General features: G+C 58.5%; 14 protein-coding genes and 1 pseudogene. 12 read left to right on the forward strand and 3 right to left on the reverse strand.

Translation table 11 applies throughout. The features are described 5' to 3' along the window. Window positions 1-22 precede the first annotated feature (22 nt). The 6 genes from QYQ99_RS21725 to QYQ99_RS21750 all read left to right on the forward strand — a co-directional run bounded on the left by QYQ99_RS21725 (window position 23) and on the right by QYQ99_RS21750 (window position 7,292). Window positions 23-850, forward strand: a complete 828-nt coding sequence (locus QYQ99_RS21725) for a class II aldolase/adducin family protein (protein ID WP_302089966.1) — start codon at window positions 23-25, stop codon at window positions 848-850. Beyond that, the gene (locus QYQ99_RS21730) at window positions 847-2,007 is read left to right on the forward strand and encodes an acyl-CoA dehydrogenase family protein (RefSeq protein ID WP_302089967.1); all 1,161 of its coding nucleotides are present in this window, start codon (window positions 847-849) and stop codon (window positions 2,005-2,007) included. The genes QYQ99_RS21725 and QYQ99_RS21730 overlap by 4 nt, the downstream gene beginning before the upstream one ends. Then, a complete protein-coding gene (locus QYQ99_RS21735; protein ID WP_302089968.1) occupies window positions 2,004-2,996 on the forward strand; it encodes a D-isomer specific 2-hydroxyacid dehydrogenase family protein in 993 nt (330 codons plus the stop codon). Before QYQ99_RS21730 ends, QYQ99_RS21735 begins: the two co-directional genes overlap by 4 nt. A 105-nt stretch (window positions 2,997-3,101) precedes the next feature. Next, window positions 3,102-4,052 carry an ABC transporter substrate-binding protein gene (locus QYQ99_RS21740; protein WP_302089969.1) on the forward strand — a complete coding sequence of 317 codons (951 nt, stop codon included), beginning with the start codon at window positions 3,102-3,104 and terminating at the stop codon, window positions 4,050-4,052. A gap of 514 nt (window positions 4,053-4,566) precedes the next feature. Continuing rightward, the gene (locus QYQ99_RS21745; protein WP_302089970.1) at window positions 4,567-4,977 is read left to right on the forward strand and encodes a VOC family protein; all 411 of its coding nucleotides are present in this window, start codon (window positions 4,567-4,569) and stop codon (window positions 4,975-4,977) included. 368 nt (window positions 4,978-5,345) lie between these two features. Next, on the forward strand, window positions 5,346-7,292 hold the full coding sequence (locus QYQ99_RS21750) for a bifunctional diguanylate cyclase/phosphodiesterase (protein WP_302089971.1): 1,947 nt from the start codon (window positions 5,346-5,348) through the stop codon (window positions 7,290-7,292). Between the two features lie 200 nt (window positions 7,293-7,492). Here the strand turns inward: QYQ99_RS21750 and QYQ99_RS21755 are convergent, their stop codons facing one another. Continuing rightward, window positions 7,493-8,434, reverse strand: a complete 942-nt coding sequence (locus QYQ99_RS21755) for a LysR family transcriptional regulator (RefSeq protein WP_302089972.1) — start codon at window positions 8,432-8,434, stop codon at window positions 7,493-7,495. A 140-nt stretch (window positions 8,435-8,574) separates the two neighbouring features. Here QYQ99_RS21755 and QYQ99_RS21760 point away from each other — a divergent pair. From QYQ99_RS21760 to QYQ99_RS21770, 3 genes and pseudogenes are all read left to right on the forward strand, one after another. Beyond that, window positions 8,575-9,800 (forward strand): annotated as a pseudogene (locus tag QYQ99_RS21760) (FAD-dependent monooxygenase). A gap of 397 nt (window positions 9,801-10,197) precedes the next feature. Beyond that, entirely contained in the window at window positions 10,198-11,340 is a 1,143-nt protein-coding gene (locus QYQ99_RS21765) for a porin (RefSeq protein WP_326999253.1), read from the forward strand. A 108-nt stretch (window positions 11,341-11,448) separates the two neighbouring features. Next, on the forward strand, window positions 11,449-13,029 hold the full coding sequence (locus tag QYQ99_RS21770; RefSeq protein ID WP_302089974.1) for an esterase-like activity of phytase family protein: 1,581 nt from the start codon (window positions 11,449-11,451) through the stop codon (window positions 13,027-13,029). Window positions 13,030-13,251: 222 nt separating this feature from the next. On the opposite strand, the gene QYQ99_RS21775 is transcribed toward QYQ99_RS21770, so the two are convergent. After that, on the reverse strand, window positions 13,252-13,833 hold the full coding sequence (locus QYQ99_RS21775) for a TetR/AcrR family transcriptional regulator (RefSeq protein ID WP_302089975.1): 582 nt from the start codon (window positions 13,831-13,833) through the stop codon (window positions 13,252-13,254). 97 nt (window positions 13,834-13,930) lie between these two features. Here QYQ99_RS21775 and fabF point away from each other — a divergent pair, with 97 nt between their 5' ends. Beyond that, on the forward strand, window positions 13,931-15,202 hold the full coding sequence (gene fabF, locus QYQ99_RS21780) for a beta-ketoacyl-ACP synthase II (protein ID WP_302089976.1): 1,272 nt from the start codon (window positions 13,931-13,933) through the stop codon (window positions 15,200-15,202). Window positions 15,203-15,439: 237 nt separating this feature from the next. Here the strand turns inward: fabF and QYQ99_RS21785 are convergent, their stop codons facing one another. Continuing rightward, a complete protein-coding gene (locus QYQ99_RS21785; protein ID WP_302089977.1) occupies window positions 15,440-16,348 on the reverse strand; it encodes a sulfite exporter TauE/SafE family protein in 909 nt (302 codons plus the stop codon). 20 nt (window positions 16,349-16,368) lie between these two features. On the opposite strand from QYQ99_RS21785, the gene QYQ99_RS21790 reads away from it, so the two are divergent. Together QYQ99_RS21790 and QYQ99_RS21795 are read left to right on the forward strand one after the other, a co-directional pair. Then, window positions 16,369-17,139 (forward strand): AraC family transcriptional regulator, encoded by a 771-nt coding sequence (locus tag QYQ99_RS21790; protein WP_302089978.1) that lies wholly within the window; start codon window positions 16,369-16,371, stop codon window positions 17,137-17,139. Window positions 17,140-17,685: 546 nt separating this feature from the next. Further along, window positions 17,686-18,267 carry an HD domain-containing protein gene (locus tag QYQ99_RS21795; protein WP_302089979.1) on the forward strand — a complete coding sequence of 194 codons (582 nt, stop codon included), beginning with the start codon at window positions 17,686-17,688 and terminating at the stop codon, window positions 18,265-18,267. The last annotated feature ends 130 nt before the right edge of the window (window positions 18,268-18,397 follow it).

The following is an 18,397-nucleotide window of genomic DNA, read 5'->3' on the forward strand; positions in this document are numbered from 1 at the left end:
TTTTGAAGAAATCGGATTGTCTATGCCTACTGCTATTGCCTTGTCCGAGCAAGTGCTCAGCCACCGACTGGAGATTAACGCCCGCCCCCGTCGTCAAGATTGGTTTGAAGAGCCTGCGCCGCAACGCAGCATCCTGCAAGAACGCCAATATCGTCGCGAGCAGCTGGCGATTGCTTTTCGATTGTTCGCACGCCACGGCTTGCATATAGGCCTGGCCGGCCATATTACGGCCCGTGACCCTGAGTGGAGTGACCATTTCTGGGTCAATCCATTAGGCATCAACTTCTCGCAAATTCGTGTGTCGGATCTATTGCTGGTCAACTCTGCCGGAGAAATTGTGGTGGGCAAAGGGCCGCTCAATCGTGCAGCATTTGCGATTCATGCAGCCCTGCATGAGGCGCGCCCCAATATCGTGGCTGCGGCGCACACCCATTCCACCTATGGCAAGGCATGGTCCACCTTGGGGCGCTTGCTAGACCCGTTGACGCAGGATTCATGCGCGTTCTACCAGGATCATGCGCTGTTTGACGACTACTCCGGGGTGGTGCTTGAGACCGATGAGGGCGAACGCATTGCCAAGGTGCTGGGAGAGCGCAAGGCGGTGATTCTCAAGAATCACGGGATCTTGACAGCGGGTCCATCGATCGAAGCTGCGGCTTGGTGGTATATCGCACTAGAGAATGTCTGCCACACACAGTTGCTTGCAGAAGCGGCAGGCACACCGCAACCCATACCGCACGAGATTGCTGCATTGACGCATTCGCAAATTGGTGGCCCTGGTGGTGCTCATCACACCTTCCGCGATTTGGCAGCCGTTATTGTGCGTGAGCAGCCGGAGGTGCTGCAATGAACGCGCCGTTGAAATTACCGGAGCTGGTGCGCAGTCTGTCCGCTGATTTTGCGCAGCGTGCGGCTGCGCATGATAGGGATGCGAGCTTTCCTTTTGAGAATTTCTCGGATCTGCATCAAGCGGGCTTGCTGACCTTGGCCGCGCCCAGCTCGCTTGGTGGGCAGGGGGCCACATTGGCGCAGCTCAGTGATGTGATTGGAGCGATTGGTAAGGGCGATCCCGCTACAGCACTGGTGCTGATCATGCAGTTCACTCAGCACCGCAGTTTGGGGCGCGCGGGTAATCGTTGGCCCAAGGCTTTGGCACAAAAAGTAGTGCGTGAAGCCGCTGAGAAAGGGGCGTTGATCAACGCCTTGCGTGTGGAGCCTGAGTTGGGGTCTCCTGTGCGTGGAGGTCTGCCTGCGACCATTGCACGCCAAACGCCCCAGGGGTGGCGAGTCTCGGGGCGCAAGCTGTACTCAACAGGCGCGCCGATTTTGAGCTGGTATGCACTATGGGTGCGTACCGATGAGGCCGAGCCTAGAGTAGGCTATTTGCTGGTTCCTGCGGGGCTGGCCGGTACACGTATTGAAGAGACCTGGGACCACCTGGGCTTGCGCGCCAGTGGTAGTCATGATGTCGTGTTTGAAGATGTGCTGGTGCCTTTCGAGAATGCAGTGGATTTGCGTCTTCCGGCCGAATGGCTTGGTGCAGATCCCCAGGCGCAGGCAGAGATTGCCGTGCTGATCTCTGCGCTTTATACGGGTGTGGCCGAGGCCGCACGTGATTGGTTGCTGGGTTTCTTGCATGCGCGCAAACCGTCTTCGTTAGGGGCTTCTTTGGCGACCTTGCCACGTGTCCAAGAAGTCGTTGGCCGTATAGAAAGTCTGTTGCTGACAAATCAGCGCTTGATCGCTGGACTGGCCCGAGGTCTGGACGATGGTGTGTTTGCATCCGCGAACGAAGCAGGGCTGATCAAGAGCGTGGCTACCAATAATGCAGTGCAGGCAGTGGAGCTGGCCCAGTCGCTGACCAGCAACCATGGGCTGACACGGCATAACCCCTTGGAGCGCCATTGGCGTGATGTGCTGTGCGGTCGTATCCACACGCCTCAAGACGATAGCGTGTGGATTGCTGCGGGGAGCAAGGCCCTGGGGATTGGATCATGGGCTCAATGACAGACGCACCCGCCTTTGCGCCTTCGCTGCGCCAGGCCATCGTGCTTAATCAGTTGGGAGGTGCGGTCTTGTCTGCATCTACCGGTGTGCAGGTTCTGGATGCGAGCCAAGATCTGGCCTGGGAGCGTTGTCACGAGGCCGATGTGTTGCTGACTGCTCCACGTAATGGCTGGCGCGATGCTCCCAAAGAAAAGCCGGCAGGCTGGCCTGGGCGGCTGCGTTGGGTGCATCTGGCTTCGGTTGGCATCGATTATTTTCCCGCTTGGTTGTTTGAGGGAGTTCAAGTCAGTTGTGCGCGTGGTGTGGCGGCTGAGCCTATTGCCGACTACGTGCTTTCTGTGCTGCTGGAGCAGTCTTTGGCGTTGAATGCGCGCCGTGCGAAAAACGCTGCGGATTGGGAGCGGGAATCGACTTTGGTGATCTCCCAACCCATGGGGCTGCTTGCAGAGCAAACACTGGGTATCGTGGGTTACGGTGCCATAGGTAAGGCGGTAGCCCAACGTGCAAAAGCATTTGGCATGACGGTGCAGGTTTTGCGCAATGGAAAAGGATCTGCGCAATTGACTGAGGATGGAGCATCCCATGCCAAAGACCTGTCTCAATTGCTTGCTAGCAGTGACCATGTGGTGTTGGCTTTGCCGTTAACAGCCGCGAGCAGGGGATTGATCAATGCCGATGCATTGGCGTATTGCAAGCCGGGCCTGCATCTGATCAATGTGGCTCGTGGGGGCTTGATAGACCAAGATGCACTCAAAGTTGCGCTGGATTCAGGTCTGCTCGGCGCAGCCAGCCTGGATGTGACCGAGCCTGAACCCCTGCCAGAAGATCATTGGCTCTACAGCCACGAGAAGGTCAGGCTCACCCCGCATATTTCTTGGGCCGCAGGCGATGTGCAAGCTGCGACCCGGGACAAGTTTGCCGAGAATCTTCAGCGTTATCGGCACTCCCAAGCTCTATTTGATGTGGTGGATCTAAGCAAAGGCTACTGAGTTGTCTCACCGTTTTTCGCATAAGCATCTGCGAATTACTCGCTTCACCTAAAGCAACTTGACTGCTGCAATGGTCCTTGTATTTCAGACATCACAAGGACGGTTATGCAAAGAAGACAATTCCATCAAGTGCTGGGCGCTGTTTTTGCGGGTTCCAGCTTGTTGGGCGCTTCAAGTGTGAGGGCGCAAGGCAATCGCGTGCAACTGCGCGCAGGCGATCAAAAAGGTGGGTTGAAGGCCTTGCTGGATGCGGCAGGTGAGACCAAGGATTTGCCCTATGACATCAAGTGGAGTGAGTTCCCGGCAGCCGCACCTCTGGCGGAGGCGTTAAATGCCCGGGCCATTGATTTCGGCATTATTGGCGATGCACCCTTGTTGTTTAGTCTGGCGGCGGGCAGCGCTGCCAAGGCATTTGCCGCACAGCGCTCTGATGCCTACGGCACCGCCATTTTGATACGCCCAGATTCAGCATTCAAATCCGTCAACGACCTTAAAGGCAAAAGCATTGCCACGAATCGCGGCTCGATCGGGCATTTTGTGGCGCTCAAAGCCTTGGATACTGCAGGGCTGCCACTGGACTCCGTGCAGTTCAAATTCATTCCGCCAGCCGATGCCAAGCTGGCGCTGACACAAGGCTCGGTGGATGCGTGGGCAACTTGGGAGCCATATACAGCTTTGGCGGAAACTAGCCAGCATGCACGCGTACTGGTGAATGGACGAGGGTTGTGGAGTGGCCTGAGCTTTTTGGCTGCAACCGATGTAGCTCTCAAAGAAAAGCGTGAAGCCCTGCAGGACTTCAAACAGCGTGTCGCCAGAGCACAAATCTGGTCTTACAAAAATGCTGATGCTTATGGCCAATCGCTGGCCAAAATCATTGGCATTCCCGTGGCAGCCGCGACTCTGCAATTTGAGCGCAGAGCCATGCGTTGGCAAGATATTGATGCCGCAGTCATTGCTGACCAGCAGCGCACCGCAGATTTTTATGTGAAAGCACGGTTGCTCAAGCAAAAGCTGGAGGTTGAGGCGACCTTTGATAAGAGCTTCAGGCTTCTTTGAATCGGGCTGGGATTGATCAAAAATTCTGATGCCAGCTGGATCGCATCACCCTCATGGAGGGTGACTACGGACTTCCAGCTTTTATCGAAGGTTGCTGCCAACTACTCAAGGAAACCTGCCATTGAGAAGCTCCCAGCCTTATAGCTCGGATGACCGCTATATGGTGGCTGGCGAAAATTCGTAATGTGAGTGCGAGCAGCCGTAATCGCTGCTTGGCGGTCCTCGATCGTCAAATCTTGAAGTGCGGCAACCGGTCGATAGCTGCCTTGGATCACCGACGACTCTCGGTTGCGGCCATTGTCAGCCTGCGACCTGAACGAGAGCTAACTCGGTTGGCTGACACTGGTGCAGCTGGATATGATGTATCAATACCCACCCGCTCCGAAACAGGGAAGCTGTGGTTACCCGGGCAGGAAGACGGCCTCATATCCAGCATGCAGCTCCTGGACGAACTGTTGACGTCGCTCGCCAACGCCTGAAGATTGCCTCTCTGCACAGACCTTGAAAGCCTCCAATGTCCAAGAAAATCTTCGTCAACCTGCCCGTCGCTGACCTGCCGAAGGCCAAGTCCTTCTATGAAGCGATCGGCGCCGTCAACAACCCGCAGTTCAGCGACAACACCGCTGCCTGCATGGTCGTCTCCGACAGCATCTACGTGATGCTGCTCACCCACCCGAAGTGGGCCACGTTCACCCATAAGCCTATCGTCGACGCCCATGCTGCCAGCGAAGTCATGTTGTGCCTGAGCGCCGACGACCGCGCGGCCGTCGACAGCATGCTTGAGGCCGTTTCCGCTCACGGAGGCAAGGCGGACGTGAACCCCTTGCAAGACCACGGCTTCATGTATGGCCGCAGCTTCGAGGACGTAGACGGCCACATCTGGGAAGTCATGTTCATGGACATGAGCCAGATGCCTCAAGGCTGAAGCAACCTCGTCCATTGGCAACGCCTGCCTATGGACGTCTTCTAGCGCTGCCCGCGCGGCAAGGGTGCAGACCGCCTGCTCAGGCCGGTAGCTCCGTTTTTTGGACTTCGCTGACAGCCGACTTCTCCGGCAGGGGCCGCCTATCGGGGTTTCCGTTTCCTGGCATATTCGTGTATTCACACTATCGGCCAGAAGCTGCCGGTGGCTCTTGCAAAAAGCAGACATCCATCAAAACTCTACGTTTCTTCGCAACAAACTCACTTGTCAGAGCATTGATGTGGAGCAGAAAGTTGCTTGGATCGGCTGCGACGGTTGCTGGGGCCTGTGCTCTACTCTTTGAGTGAGCTTCTCCTGAGACAACGGAATTCATGTTGAGCATTCGAGCCCCGCACAAGAAGAAAGTCAGCTTCATTGATCAGCTGATAGATGGTCTAGTTAAAAGTCTTATCCAGTCTAGATATCTTTTGCTGAAAACCATTGCAGGAGTTGTCTTTATTGCTTCTATATTGATAGCAATTACTTGGCACAATCTGCATGAGTCGTATGACTATCACGTTCAGCGGGGAGTGGATGCATCGGTTAACCAAGCTCGCCTGTTGAGTTATGAGCTAAACACCGAGATGCGGCTTATCGATAACGCTCTAGCGACGATTGCTCAAGAATTCCAGGAGGCTGGATCAACCGCACCTGAGTTTGAGAATGCCGTTATCAATCAGCGGGCCTTGCTGCCTTTTTCCAAGGCCGTGCGCGTGGCTGATGAATCCGGCGTGGTTCGCCTTGGCCTTTCATCTGGCGAACGCCCCTTCTCAATCAAGGAGCGGGGCTACTTCGACGCTTTGAAGCACTCGAACCAGATGGTGATCTCCGAGCCACTGATCAGCCATTCTTTTAGACAGTGGAGTCTTGTTTTGGGTCGCAAGCTGGAGTCCCGTGATGGGGCTTTCAAGGGGGCCGTCTTTGTGGTTTTGGAGGTGGAGCATTTCCGCAAATTGTTTGAGACGTTGACACCAGGTGAAGACAGCGCCACCACCTTGCGCTCTGCCGAGGGCCGGTTAGTGGCTCGTTACTCCGCTGCTGAACCGACGTCGACGGAAGGTATCGGCGGAACCTTGACATCCTCGGCGCTCAAAGAAACTCGGCGGCTCAACCCAGAGCATGGCTGGTACATCACGCCGACTGCATTGGACGGCATCGAGCGCATTACTGCCTATCAACGCCTTTCAGCCCTCTATCCATTGACGGTGTATACAGGTCTGGGCACTGCAAGCTACCTTCAACCCTGGCGCAGTGAAGCGGTGGCCGTGTGGAGCTTGACCGCGTTTTGCGTGCTGCTTATGGCGTTTGGTGCTGGGAGCTTGTTCTGGCATCAGCAGCGGGAACTCGCTGCCAAACTCCAGAACGCACAGCTGCTTAAAGAGCAAAACTTCTTTGTGGAAAATGACCTGATCGGCATGATCAAGGTACGCGACCGCAAAATACTCTGGGCCAACAAAGCCATGGCGCGCATGGTGGGCAAGCGTGTTTCCGAGTTACTCCAGCAATCCAAGCGCTGCATTTATCCCGACGATGAAACATATGAGCGGATGGGGAGACTTTCTGGTGAGGCACTCAACCACAATAGGCGTTTTCGCACCGAGGTGCAGCTGCAAAACAGCAGTGGTCAAATTTTCTGGGTCGATGCCAATGCTGCACAGATCACCGACACCGATTCAGTGTGGATTTTCGTGGATGTGGAAGCTCATAAAAAGCGCCAGAAAGAGATTGAATATCAAGCCACTCATGATGCTCTGACGGGGTTGCCTAACCGCCGTCTCGTCATCGCGCAAATAAAACAGTCCATCGCGCTTGCTGATCGAGACCAAGGCACTGTTGCCGCGTGTTTTGTCGATCTGGATGGTTTCAAGAGCGTGAACGACACCTACGGACACGACGCAGGCGACATTGTGCTGCAGACAGTTGCCGAGAGGTTGAACAGTGCAGTTCGTTCGCATGACTGTGTAGCGAGGCTTGGTGGCGACGAGTTCGTGGTGGTGTTGACAGGAAAAAACAATCGCGAGAACGCGGTAGGCATCATGCAGCGCTGTTTGGACATGGTGCAGATTCCCATCGCGGTAGAAGATGGACATGCCGCCATGGTGGGGTGCAGCATCGGCATTGCCTACTATGTGGGCGACAACGAGTCCTGCGACTCATTATTGGAGCGTGCCGATGTGGCCATGTACATGGCAAAGCACGCTGGCAAAGGCCGCATCTTCGAGTCTGTTCGGACGCAGGCGAGTGGACCCACATTCGAGCATTCGCCAGTCGCAGCTTGACCCGTGAGCGATGCAATATGAAAAGTACCTCTTTATGCGGGTGAACTCTACCTCTGCTTTGTGTGAATGTTTCGGTGGCTGATCCGGGTCGATCTGCGACAGGCGCAGTCCGGTCAGAAGCGGGCATTGAAAAAATCATGCCAAGAGATTGCTTGCACTCGGAAAAGACTCGACTTTGAGCGCGGTGCATCACTTTGCTCCTAGACCTTCCCATGTGCTCTGGGGTCCGTGAGAGGGCTTCCCGATTCGGCCAACCGTAGCTGTATCAATTCCAGCAGTGCCCGGACACGCGCAGTCACGGAATGTCGATGGCTGTATGCCCCCAGCAATTGCAGGGGGGCAGGGCAAAGGTCCAGTGGCACTTCCTGCAATCGACCCGTTGCAAGGTCTTCCTGGCAGGGATAGGCCGCCACAATCGCGAAGCCGATGCCTTGCCGTGCACCTGCCACGGCAAGCTCTCCGCTGTTGACGCGGTAGCGGCTGCGGACCGGCACCTTGACGATTTGCCCCGCAGCGTCCTGAAATTGCCAGGGCTGGCCCTTCAGCGCGCTGAGGGTGGTGATGCAGGGCAGAGATTTCAGCTCACGCACATGGCGTGGCATACCGGTCCTGGCCAGCAAGGAGGGGGCGGCAACCACAATGCTGGGCAGGGTGGCGAGCTCGCGGGTGATGAAAGCACTGTCCTCCTGATGGCCCCGGTGGAAGACGATAGAAAGGTCAACGTCCTCTCGAAGCGCTTCCAGTCCGGTCATCCGGGTATCGCATTCGAGCTCGACCCCCGGATGGAGGCTGCAGAATTCGGCGAGGATGGGGGCCAGCAACCTTGGTGCCTCGCCAGGCATGCACATCTTCAGAGAGCCACGCAGTTCGCGCTGCACCGCGCCAAGCTCCTCCTGCGTGGAGAGCAGGGCTTCGAGCAAGGGCTTTGCGCGTTCGTAGAGCAATCGACCGGCTTCAGTCATGCGCAGGTGGCGGGTGCTTCGCTCCAGCAGCAGTGTGCCGAGTCTGCGCTCCAGTGACGCGACGTGGCGGCTGACGTTGGACGAGGGCATGGCCAAAAGACGCGATGCACCAGCAAAGCTCTGCTCATCAACAACCGCCGTAAAGACGCGTACGGTATTCAGATCGAGTGCATCGCGCATTGATTATCCCGTTTGAGGTATGAAAACGTCCCAATTTTGCATGCTAGTTCTCTTTAGCGGCGAAATCTAAGATGCCCATTTTGCTCGATGCAACGCAGCGGGCCGTGCATTGGGAATCGTATGGACAGGAGAGATCTAGCGTGGAAATTGGAATACTTGGCGGTGGCATTGCGGGCTTGAGCGTGGCGCTGGCTTTGCGCAAACAGGGCTGCAACCCTCGCGTCTATGAGCGCCGAACGGAGCCGGCAACCATGGGGGCAGGCGTGACGCTTTGGCCCAATGCGAGCTTTGTGCTGGAAGAGCTGGGGCTGCTGCAAGACATCGAGGCCGTTGGCGGTCAGCCGCTGACAATGCGCCGCCAGGATGCCATGGGCAATGCATTGGGAGGCCTCGATATCGCCTTGCTGGACCGGACGATGGGATACCCGACCTACACGGTGCTACGCAAGCACTTGCAGGAGGTATTGCTCGATCACGCAGCCCGGGCCGGGATACCGGTGGAGTTCGGACACCGGGCGGTGGCCATCGAGCTGGATGCCAATGGCAAAGCCGTGGCCCATTTCGAGAACGGTGCGAGCATCCGCCCGGATCTGCTCATTGGCGCCGACGGTCGCATGGGGTCAGTGGCGCGCAAGTTTGTTGCGGGTGACAACACGCCTGTCTATCAGGGCTTCGTGAACTGGATCGGCGTGGCGCAGGGGCAGCATGCGCTGGTGGACGATATTGCGATTCAGGATTTCTGGGGGACGGGCGAGCGCTTTGGCTGCGTGGCGATTCGACCTCAACTGGTGTATTGGGCCGCAGCGCAGGCACGGCCCCTCAATGAGGCCACGCCCGCCGCAGATATGCGCAAGGAGGTCGAGGACCTGTTTGCGGGATGGCCCGAACCAGTCGCGCATCTCATCCGGGCCACGCCCGCAGATGCCATCCGGCTGATTGCGGTGCATGACCTGGAGCCGCTGCATACATGGAGCAGGGCGAATGTACTGCTGGTTGGGGATGCCGCGCATGCGCCGTTGCCGACTTCGGGGCAAGGTGCCTGCCAGGCACTGGAGGATGCGTGGCATTTGGCCCGGTGCCTGGATGGCGCACACGGAGGCTTGGACGGCGTCTTCCAGGCGTTTGCGAATATCCGTACCTCGAAAACCGCAAGGCTGGCGGAACAGGGCCGGGTGTTCGCGCGCGGGCTGTTCGCCACTGATCCTGAAACCTGTCGCATCCGCAATGAGCGTGCCAAGGCGTCCGATCCTATGCATGACGTGCAGCTCTTGGCTGCCGGATGGGGGCAGGGCCTGCCAATGCCAGGCTGTACCAACGGCACGCCGGCGCAAGGGGGGGGGTGGGCAGCCTGTACCGTATTGAATGACGTGCGCAGGATTCCACGCGGATACAAAGCCATGTCTCCAGTGACGAGAGTCGCGCGTCCGGCTGAGCTTTTCTGGATGCAGGATGCGCTTCGTCGGTTTTTATTCAAGCGCCTCTTTCTATGCATCCGGATAGCGTGCATGTGGGCACCAGCCGGTAAGCGCTGCATGGCAGGCATGGTCCTTGACACTCGAACGACCGCAACGGGTTGAGCTGCGACTGTCGCAGTCCGGCCAGGAGCTGCCGGTAGCTAACGCTCCGCATGCACCGCTGCTGTTACTTTCATGTCACACAGTACAAACGTCACAAAAAGTACTTATGTGTTGCTTAGAGTTCCGGCAGCGGTTGCAGCAAAGCTGCCGCCATTCCCTCTGATAAGTTCCGTTCGTATCTCGTCAATGAAAAATCATAAAACGTGCTCGCGTACTCTGGCAGTCGTGGTTGGCTCATTCCTGGCCTCTTCTTCAAGCCTGGCCCTGGCACAGTCTTCCATCACCATTTTTGGCGTAGTGGACGTCGGCATCACCAGTGCCAAGTCCGGCGACAACAGGCTCAATGCTCTGAACTCCAGCCAAGGCAAGACCAGCCTGATCGGCTTTCGCGGCACGGAAGACCTCGGCGGCGGCAACCAGGCTCAGTTCTGGCTCGAAGGTGGCCTCAGCCCTGACACCGGGAGCGGCGGCAGCAGCGGCTCTCTGGGTTTCGAGCGCCGTTCCACAATCGGACTGGTCAACAATTCCTGGGGTGAAATCCGCCTGGGTCGCGACTACACCCCCAGCTACAACATCTTCACCGCCTTCGGGGGGCCCGACACCACCACCGGCGTGCAGGCCAACCTGTTCCAGACGATCCGTCAGACTGCGTATAACGCCGCCAGCCAAAGCGGCACGGTGGATCGCACGCGCATCAGCAACTCCGTGGGCTACTTCCTGCCGCGCAACCTGGGCGGTGTCTACGGCCAGTTCTCGGTTTCCTTTGGTGATGAAAACGCCTCCAACTCTGGTGCCAGCAAGGCCCGCAGATACGTAGGCGGTAACCTGGGCTATCGCTCCGGCCCGCTGAACGTGGGTATCGGCTACGGCAAGATCGACGGCACTGCAGCCGTGACATCGCCCAGCGCCATCGCCGCAACCAGCGACCTGGAAGACTTGGCGCTGGGCGCTTCCTACAACTTCGGTAGTTTCTTGCTCAATGGCGGATACAACAGCCTGAAGTGGAAACCCGCCAGCGGCGCAACCTCCGGGAAGGTGGACGGCTTCTACCTGGGCGCTACCATCCCCGTCGGGCCAGGCAGCTTCCGCGTCAAGTACGCCAGCGCCAAGTTCAGCGGCAACGCGACAGCCCTCACGCGCAGCGGCGGCAAGAGCGACAAGTATTCGATCGGATATGTCTACGACTTCTCCAAGCGCACCTCTGTGTACGCCGGGATTGCGCGTGTCAACAACAAGAATGGCGCCAGCATTGGTCTGATTGGCGGCCCTGCAGGTGTCGCCAATACCGGGTCGACTGGTGTGGATATCGGCATCAGCCACTCGTTCTGAGCGGCACAACGCCTCTTTGAGCAAAGAAGTCTCCAAGGCCGGGCAGGCCTTTGCCCCGCCGGGCTTGCTTTTTGGGGACTTCCATCTTCCTCTCAAGCCATACCCGCCATGCGCCATCTCACTTCTTCCTCCTGCCTGATAGCAGCGACTGCCGCCGCGACTGCCTTGCTCAGCGCCTGCGCCGACACCCGCCAGCTCCAGGTCGACAACCCCGAGCCGGTCATGCAGACCACCGGCGTTGGCAGCATCAGCGCCGTCGTCACCCGTCAGGACGTCCAGTTCGACGACAAGTTCTATTTCCCCTACGAAGGCCAGCATCCCGGCACCAAGGCCGATTTCCCCAAGGGCTTTCTGCCTGCCTATGGCTCGGGCCTGGCCTTGAAGGGCAGGCGCGCCGACGGCACGCTGGAGTTCTACGCCATCACCGATCGCGGCCCGAACGCCACTACTGGTCCGGTCACGCAGATCACCGACGGCTCCAACCCCACGGGCTTCGCCAGTTCCACGGTGTTTCCTTCGCCCAACTTCACGCCGTCCATTGGCGTGATCACCCTCGGCAAGGACGGAGCCAGGCTCGTCTCGACCTTGCCGCTCAAGTTCAGCGCCGCGCAGAACGCTAATGGTCGTGTGCAGCCACGGGGCATCACAGGCAACACGGGCGAGCAAGTTCTGGACGACTCCTTCACCTATCCCGGCAAGGCCAAGGGCTACAGTGAGTTCGGTCTGGACACCGAATCCGTGGTGGTGGATGCCGCACGCAATGTGCTGTGGGTTTCCGACGAATACGGCCCCTTCATCGTGAAGATCGACCCGGCCACCGGCATCATCCTGAAGAAATACAAGCCCGGCACTGGCACGGCCGATCTGCCTGCCATCCTCGCCAAACGCCGCGCCAACCGTGGCATGGAAGGGCTGAGCATCGATGTGGCCAGCGGCAAGCTGCACGGTTTCCTGCAAAGCCCGCTGAACGACGGCAAGGCCGACTACACCACTGCTGCCGTTCCTGATGCGACCGGCAAGTCGGAAAACGTGCGCGACTACGCCCGCTTTGTGCGCTGGGTGGAGTTTGACCCGACTACCGAGAAAACCCGCTTGTTTGCATTGCCCGTGGACAGCAGCTGGTACAGCCAGGGCAAGACCGGCAATGCCAAGCTAGGTGATGTGGTCTCGCTGGGCAATGGGAAGTTCATCGCCATCGAGCAAGGCACAGGCAAGGACAAAAAAGTCTTTAACGATCTGGTGCTGATCGAGTTTCCTGCCAACGCTACCGACATCACCGCGCAGGGCTCCGACCTGGAAAAGAGCAGTCTGACCGGCAAGCCAGTCAATGGCTCGGACTATTCCAAGGTAGTGGCGCTCAAGAAGACCCGGCTCTTCAACTTGAACACCACCGGCTGGGTGGCCGAGAAGGCCGAGGGTCTGGCACTGGTCGATGAGTACACATTGGCGCTGACCAACGACACCGACTTCGGTGTCTCGCTGGCCGTGCTGGACGCCAGCGGCAAGGAGATCGAAGGTTCGGATGTCACCAAGTGCATGGTGGATGCCGACGGCAAGATCGTGAACGATGGCAAGTGCGCCAAGGGCGCGGCGAGCCTGCGCTTCACCACCAATGACGTCAACGATCGCGCGCAGCGACTGTGGACCTTCAGGTTCAGCAAGAAGTTGAGCGAATACGGCGCTCTCTGAAGGGCAGCGGCTGCACAAGCCGCTCTGTGCTATAGCCTTGGGCGCCGTACCGGAGCCAGTAGGCCCGCTCGCACGAAGGCTGTGTTGACGCGGCGCACAGCGACTTGCGCTCGCGCTCCAACGGTCTGGATATCCAGTGCGACCCGGGCCAGACCGTGACAGCCGCCAGGCCCAAAATTGAGATGCGCATCAAATGTGCGAGCGCATGCCTAATTCGGGCGACTATGGGGCTAACTGCTCTCGCAAGGTTGCCAATATTTCTTCAGAAAGCGCCGGGTTGCCCGCTGCCGTGGCGCGAGCGAGAACCAAGGCACCAACCATGCTGCTGAGGGTCACGATAGTCTGAGTACGTTTGGCTGCGTCATCACCTGGGAGCACGCTCATAAAGCGCTGGATATTGCGTTCCACTCCCTGGGCAAAAACCTCCGACATCTCCGGCCCCGCTCTTGCGGCATCTGCTGCCAATGCCGCAGCGGGGCAGCCCTCTCCGGGGTGATCGCGATGCGTCGCAGAAAGATAGCCATGCACCAGCGCACGGAGTCTGGTCGCAGGCGCGCCATCCGCCTCCGAGGACTCCAGTCCGTCTAGCGGCGTGATGGTCCATTCAAATGCACGCAGGCAGGCCTCGCGTGCGAGAGCATCCTTGGACTCGAAGTGCCGGTACAGCCCGCCATGTGTCAAGCCCGCATCGCGTGTGATCTCTGCCACGCCCACGCCATCCAGGCCCTTTTCTCGATAAAGGCGCGCAGCGGCATCCACGATTCCTTCGCGGTTCTCGGCGGCCTGTGCTTTGCTCACTTTCATACGTTAGATGATACTCATCATCAAAACTCATTTATGATTGCGGCCATCATCAATAAAGTTGGGCTCAGCTCCTGGGTTCAATAGCGGAAGGTGCAGCATGGGTCGTCGGGTAGTCATCACCGGTTTGGGCTTGGTCTCTCCTCTAGGGTGCAATGTGGAGCTGTCCTGGCAACGCCTGCTGGCCGGCCAGTCCGGGGTACGCGCCTTGAGCGCCGGTGTGGGTGAAGGCACAGGCGTCTCCATCGCCGGGCGGGTGCCAGGCCTGGAGGAGGATTCGCAAGCCGGCTGGAGCCCCGAAGCCGTGATCTCGGCCAAGGAGCTACGCCGCATGGATCGCTTCATCGCATTTGCATTGGGGGCGGCAGACCAGGCGCTGGCGCACGCGCAATGGGCGAATCCAAGCGTCGAGCAACAGGAGCGCGCGGCTACCGTCATCGGCTCCGGCGTGGGCGGCTTCAGTACCATTGTTGAAGCGGTGCGAACCACGGATGGCAAAGGGCCGCAGCGCTTGTCGCCTTTCACCGTGCCGGCGTTCCTGGCCAATCTGGCTTCGGGACAGGTGTCGATCAGGCACCAGCTCAAGGGGCCGTTGGGTGCTCCGGTGACGGCTTGTGCAGCCAGCATCCAGGCCATTGGCGATGCGGCACGTCTGATTCGCAATGACGAAGCTGACATGGCGCTTTGCGGCGGTAGCGAAGCCACGATTGACCGAGTTGCGCTCGGCAGCTTTGCTGCGGCAAAAGCAGTGACTGCCTTCTGCGGCGGCGATCCAGCGAAGGCCTCCCGACCTTTCGACCAGGCACGGGACGGTTTTGTCATGGCCGAAGGTGCGGGCCTGCTGGTGCTGGAGGCACTGGATCATGCGTTGGCGCGGGGCGCCGAGCCGCTGGCCGAGGTCGTGGGCTATGGCACCTCTGCCGATGCATACCATGTCACCTCCGGGCCCGAGGATGGATCAGGCGCCGCGCGATCGATGCGCGCCGCGTTGCGACAGGCACAGTTGCAAGCTCGTGATATTCAACACCTGAATGCTCACGCAACCTCCACTCCCGTTGGTGACCGAGGTGAGCTGGCAGCCATTCGTCAAGTGTTTGGAGCAGGCCCCGGCCCCTCCATCACGGCCACCAAATCAGCCGTGGGTCACATGCTGGGTGCTGCAGGCGGAGCTGCTGCGATCTTCACCGTATTGGCCTTGCGCGACCAGATCGCACCACCCGTGCTCAACCTGGAGCATCCAGACCCTTTGGCGGACGGCCTGGACCTGATCGCCGGGAGCGCGCGTGCTCATGCAATGGAGCACGCCATGCTCAACGGATTTGGTTTCGGCGGTGTAAATGCATCGTTGATTCTGAAGCGATTTACTGCCTGAGCCATACCTCTATCTGAGACCTCATCAGGTCATATCGCACATGCGGCTCTTGGTCGATCGCGCAGGCTTCTCACCCGAACGAATGCCAATGGCCGCTAGTGCGGGACCTATAGAAGCCTGCGTCAGCAGACGTTCGATGCAAGCAGCCAGTCGGCTGACGACTGCTTCAGGGGCGCTGGCGAAATAGAGCTTTTGTTCACAAGCCGACGTTCGGGATGAAGGCAGAGTAGTGCACAGTCATGTGGTCACCATAGCCAAGAAGACGGCGATCAACAGCCCTAAATAAACCTTCGCGTGAACTCGGTCTGGAATACGCCCGATCCAAAGCGATGCTGCACGGATACCAATCCAGGAGCCGGCCACGAGCACCGCAGCAGCTCGTATGTCGATATAGCCGAGGTGCCACTCTCCAAGAGGTAGGGGAGATTGAGTGGACAGGACGATGTAAGTCCCTGTTCCTGCCAGCGCGACGGGCAGTGATAGCGGATTCGCCATGGCGGTAGCTCGTGTCATTTCGATTCCACGGCGGCGCATCAGGGGAACGGTCATCACGCTGCCGCCGACCCCTAGCAATGCAGCAACCCAGCCGATAACCAGTCCGGACAGTGCATTCGCCAGCGGCCCAGGGCGGTGCTGCTTTGCTGCGGGCTGAGCAAGAAATCCAGGCCTCAACCAGCAGTCCAGAATGGTCAGTGCCAGATAGGCCGCAAAGGCCCAGCGCAGCCATTCGCTTTGAACAACGGTTGCCGCAAGTGCGCCAAGTACGGCCCCCGCGCCAATGGGGCCCAGCAAAGGCCTGACATCCCTCCAATCCACGGTTCCTGCGCGTTGGTGACGCCAAGTAGCGAGGAGCGCACCGAAGACCATCACGCAGGTGGATGTTGCAACGGCAATCTGCATGGCCGACTGCCCCACTGCGCTGTCTGAGGCATTCGGTGTAGACAACAAGCGGTACAGCAGAGGGACTACCACGAATCCGCCACCAAAACCAAAGAGAACGGTAGTGACGCCCGTCACACATCCGCAGACCGCCAACAACAAATACAACGACACGAAAAACTCCATTGATGCAGGAGCCCTCACAGTAGATGGCTCTGGAGTGGCGCGCTTTCGATGTTTGGTCAACAATATTTGCATTTCGGCCATTCGCTTCTTGCAGTCTTGCTGTGCGCAATCAATCACTGAACTCCCTCGATGCCACGCCTCGCGCCGTTGTGGCCATTGGCACCGACTACGCGCCTGGCACCGTTCTGGATACCCATAGCCATCGCCGAGCACAGTTCCTCTATGGCGCGACCGGATTGATGGAGGTCGGTACTGACGATGGCGCCTGGGTGATACCTCCCCACTGTGGTGTGTGGATTCCAGCAGGCAAGCCGCACAGGGTGAAGATGGTGGGAGTCAACACTCGAAGCCTGTACGTTGAGCCTGATGAGGTACCACGGAGCCAATCGCATTGCGAGGTACTGGCCGTGTCCCCGCTGCTACGGCAACTGCTCATCGAAGCCATCGACTTGCCGGCGCTGTACGACGAGCGCGGTCGCGATGGCGTGCTGATGTCGCTTTTGCTGCTGGAGGTCGGCCGCGCTGAAGCACTGCCGTTCTTTGCGCCGCTACCGCGAGATGAACGGCTGGCGACTCTGTGCATTGCTTTTCTTCACCAGCCCGACGTGCGCTTGTCGCCACTGGCCTGGGCGCAGCAGCTGCACCAGAGTGAACGCACCTTCAGCCGGTTCTTTCGCTCGCAAACCGGAATATCGTTTTCAGAATGGAGAAGCCAGGCGTGTCTTCTTTTTGCGATGTCCAAGCTGGGGACCGGCGATTCGGTGACAACCGTGGCGCTTCAACTGGGCTATGACAGTCCGGGTGCCTTCTCCACGATGTTTCGCAAGAGGCTCGGGAGCAAGCCGTCAAACTTCATGGCGACAGGGCGGTAATCCGAACCGACGGCCGCGTTGTTGATTCACTACCGGCTCGTGAACGTCTGCCTTCAGGAACCAGTTTTTCAGATCAGTCCAACTTCGTGCTTCGTCCCCTTTGGAGGCACTGCCATCAAACCGCTGCGCTCTGTACACGCCTCCAGCCTGGATGTGCTCTGTTTGGATCGGGGTATGCAACGACCTTTTCTTCGATCGTCCATGCAATAGAAACGTGGGGTGTGCAGAAGCTGAAAGCTGTGTATCGACCAGTGGCAGGCTGGGTAAATGAAAGAGGCGGAGCAGCTGCCGACATTGGCACCTTGGGAGTAGTTGAAGCGGCACCAGCCTAGCTCCGGGTCTCTGTCGGCTGGCAGCTATCGGCCATGAGCAGTCGGTCAGCATTTACCGTTTAAAGCCAAATATAGGCACGTGCGGGCGTCGCTCTCCACTCGACAAGCGCAGATCAGCACTGGGCACTACCTTGCCTGGACTAAACACCTAGCGGTGCAGCTGAGCTTTCGACATGCAGCGACCCAGAGCATATGGCGCTTTGTAGAATTGGGCATGAATATCGACGATATCAAGGGCCGCTTGGCCTTTCTCCAAGAGGCTGAAAAGCTCAAGAGCGTGCTCCGGAGCTCACACACTTCGACGGGCAGAGCGGAAAGCACCGCCGAACATACGTGGCGCTTGTGCCTGATGGCCATGACCTTCGCGGACGAGTTGGCCGGCATGGACATGCTCAAAATTCTCAAGATGTGCCTCGTTCATGATTTGGGCGAAGCTATTCACGGGGACATTCCCGCTATCGAGAAAAACCAGCATCCCGACAAGAGTGCGCAGGAAAAGACCGACCTCCTGCACTTGACTCGCTCGCTCGAAGAGACTCACCGGAGTGCCATCCTTGCGCTTTGGCAGGAGTATGAGGATGCATCAACACCCGAAGCAAAAGCTGTCAAAGCGCTGGATAAGCTTGAAACAATCCTTCAGCACAACCAGGGGCTCAACCCGCCTGATTTCGACTACGAGTTCAATCTGACCTACGGTCAGAAACACACGAGCGCCGATCCACTGTTCGCATTGATGCGTAGCATCATTGATGAAGCCACACGCCAGAGGTTGGCCGAAAAAATCAGTGCTGTGTGACTGCAACGGGTCGTCAGCACCTGTTCGTAGCTTGCGAGAGCTGCCGCTCAGGTTGTCTGGGGTACTGAGACCCAGCAAGTTTCCGGTTTGAGGCTCGTAGCGGTCGTTTGATCAGATAGCGGGTCAACGT

The sequence above is a fragment of the Comamonas testosteroni genome, from assembly GCF_030505195.1.
GTDB lineage: Bacteria > Pseudomonadota > Gammaproteobacteria > Burkholderiales > Burkholderiaceae_C > Comamonas > Comamonas testosteroni_G.

Bases quoted from the DNA above. Each gene is read 5' to 3' on its own strand.
- QYQ99_RS21765 (WP_326999253.1), top strand. From the start codon at position 10,198: ATGAAAAATCATAAAACGTGCTCGCGTACTCTGGCAGTCGTGGTTGGC.
- QYQ99_RS21735 (WP_302089968.1), top strand. From the start codon at position 2,004: ATGACAGACGCACCCGCCTTTGCGCCTTCGCTGCGCCAGGCCATCGTG.
- QYQ99_RS21775 (WP_302089975.1), bottom strand. From the start codon at position 13,833: ATGAAAGTGAGCAAAGCACAGGCCGCCGAGAACCGCGAAGGAATCGTG.
- QYQ99_RS21770 (WP_302089974.1), top strand. From the start codon at position 11,449: ATGCGCCATCTCACTTCTTCCTCCTGCCTGATAGCAGCGACTGCCGCC.
- QYQ99_RS21740 (WP_302089969.1), top strand. From the start codon at position 3,102: ATGCAAAGAAGACAATTCCATCAAGTGCTGGGCGCTGTTTTTGCGGGT.
- QYQ99_RS21725 (WP_302089966.1), top strand. From the start codon at position 23: ATGCCTACTGCTATTGCCTTGTCCGAGCAAGTGCTCAGCCACCGACTG.
- QYQ99_RS21745 (WP_302089970.1), top strand. From the start codon at position 4,567: ATGTCCAAGAAAATCTTCGTCAACCTGCCCGTCGCTGACCTGCCGAAG.
- QYQ99_RS21755 (WP_302089972.1), bottom strand. From the start codon at position 8,434: ATGCGCGATGCACTCGATCTGAATACCGTACGCGTCTTTACGGCGGTT.
- fabF (WP_302089976.1), top strand. From the start codon at position 13,931: ATGGGTCGTCGGGTAGTCATCACCGGTTTGGGCTTGGTCTCTCCTCTA.
- QYQ99_RS21750 (WP_302089971.1), top strand. From the start codon at position 5,346: ATGTTGAGCATTCGAGCCCCGCACAAGAAGAAAGTCAGCTTCATTGAT.
- QYQ99_RS21730 (WP_302089967.1), top strand. From the start codon at position 847: ATGAACGCGCCGTTGAAATTACCGGAGCTGGTGCGCAGTCTGTCCGCT.
- QYQ99_RS21785 (WP_302089977.1), bottom strand. From the start codon at position 16,348: ATGGCCGAAATGCAAATATTGTTGACCAAACATCGAAAGCGCGCCACT.
- QYQ99_RS21795 (WP_302089979.1), top strand. From the start codon at position 17,686: ATGAATATCGACGATATCAAGGGCCGCTTGGCCTTTCTCCAAGAGGCT.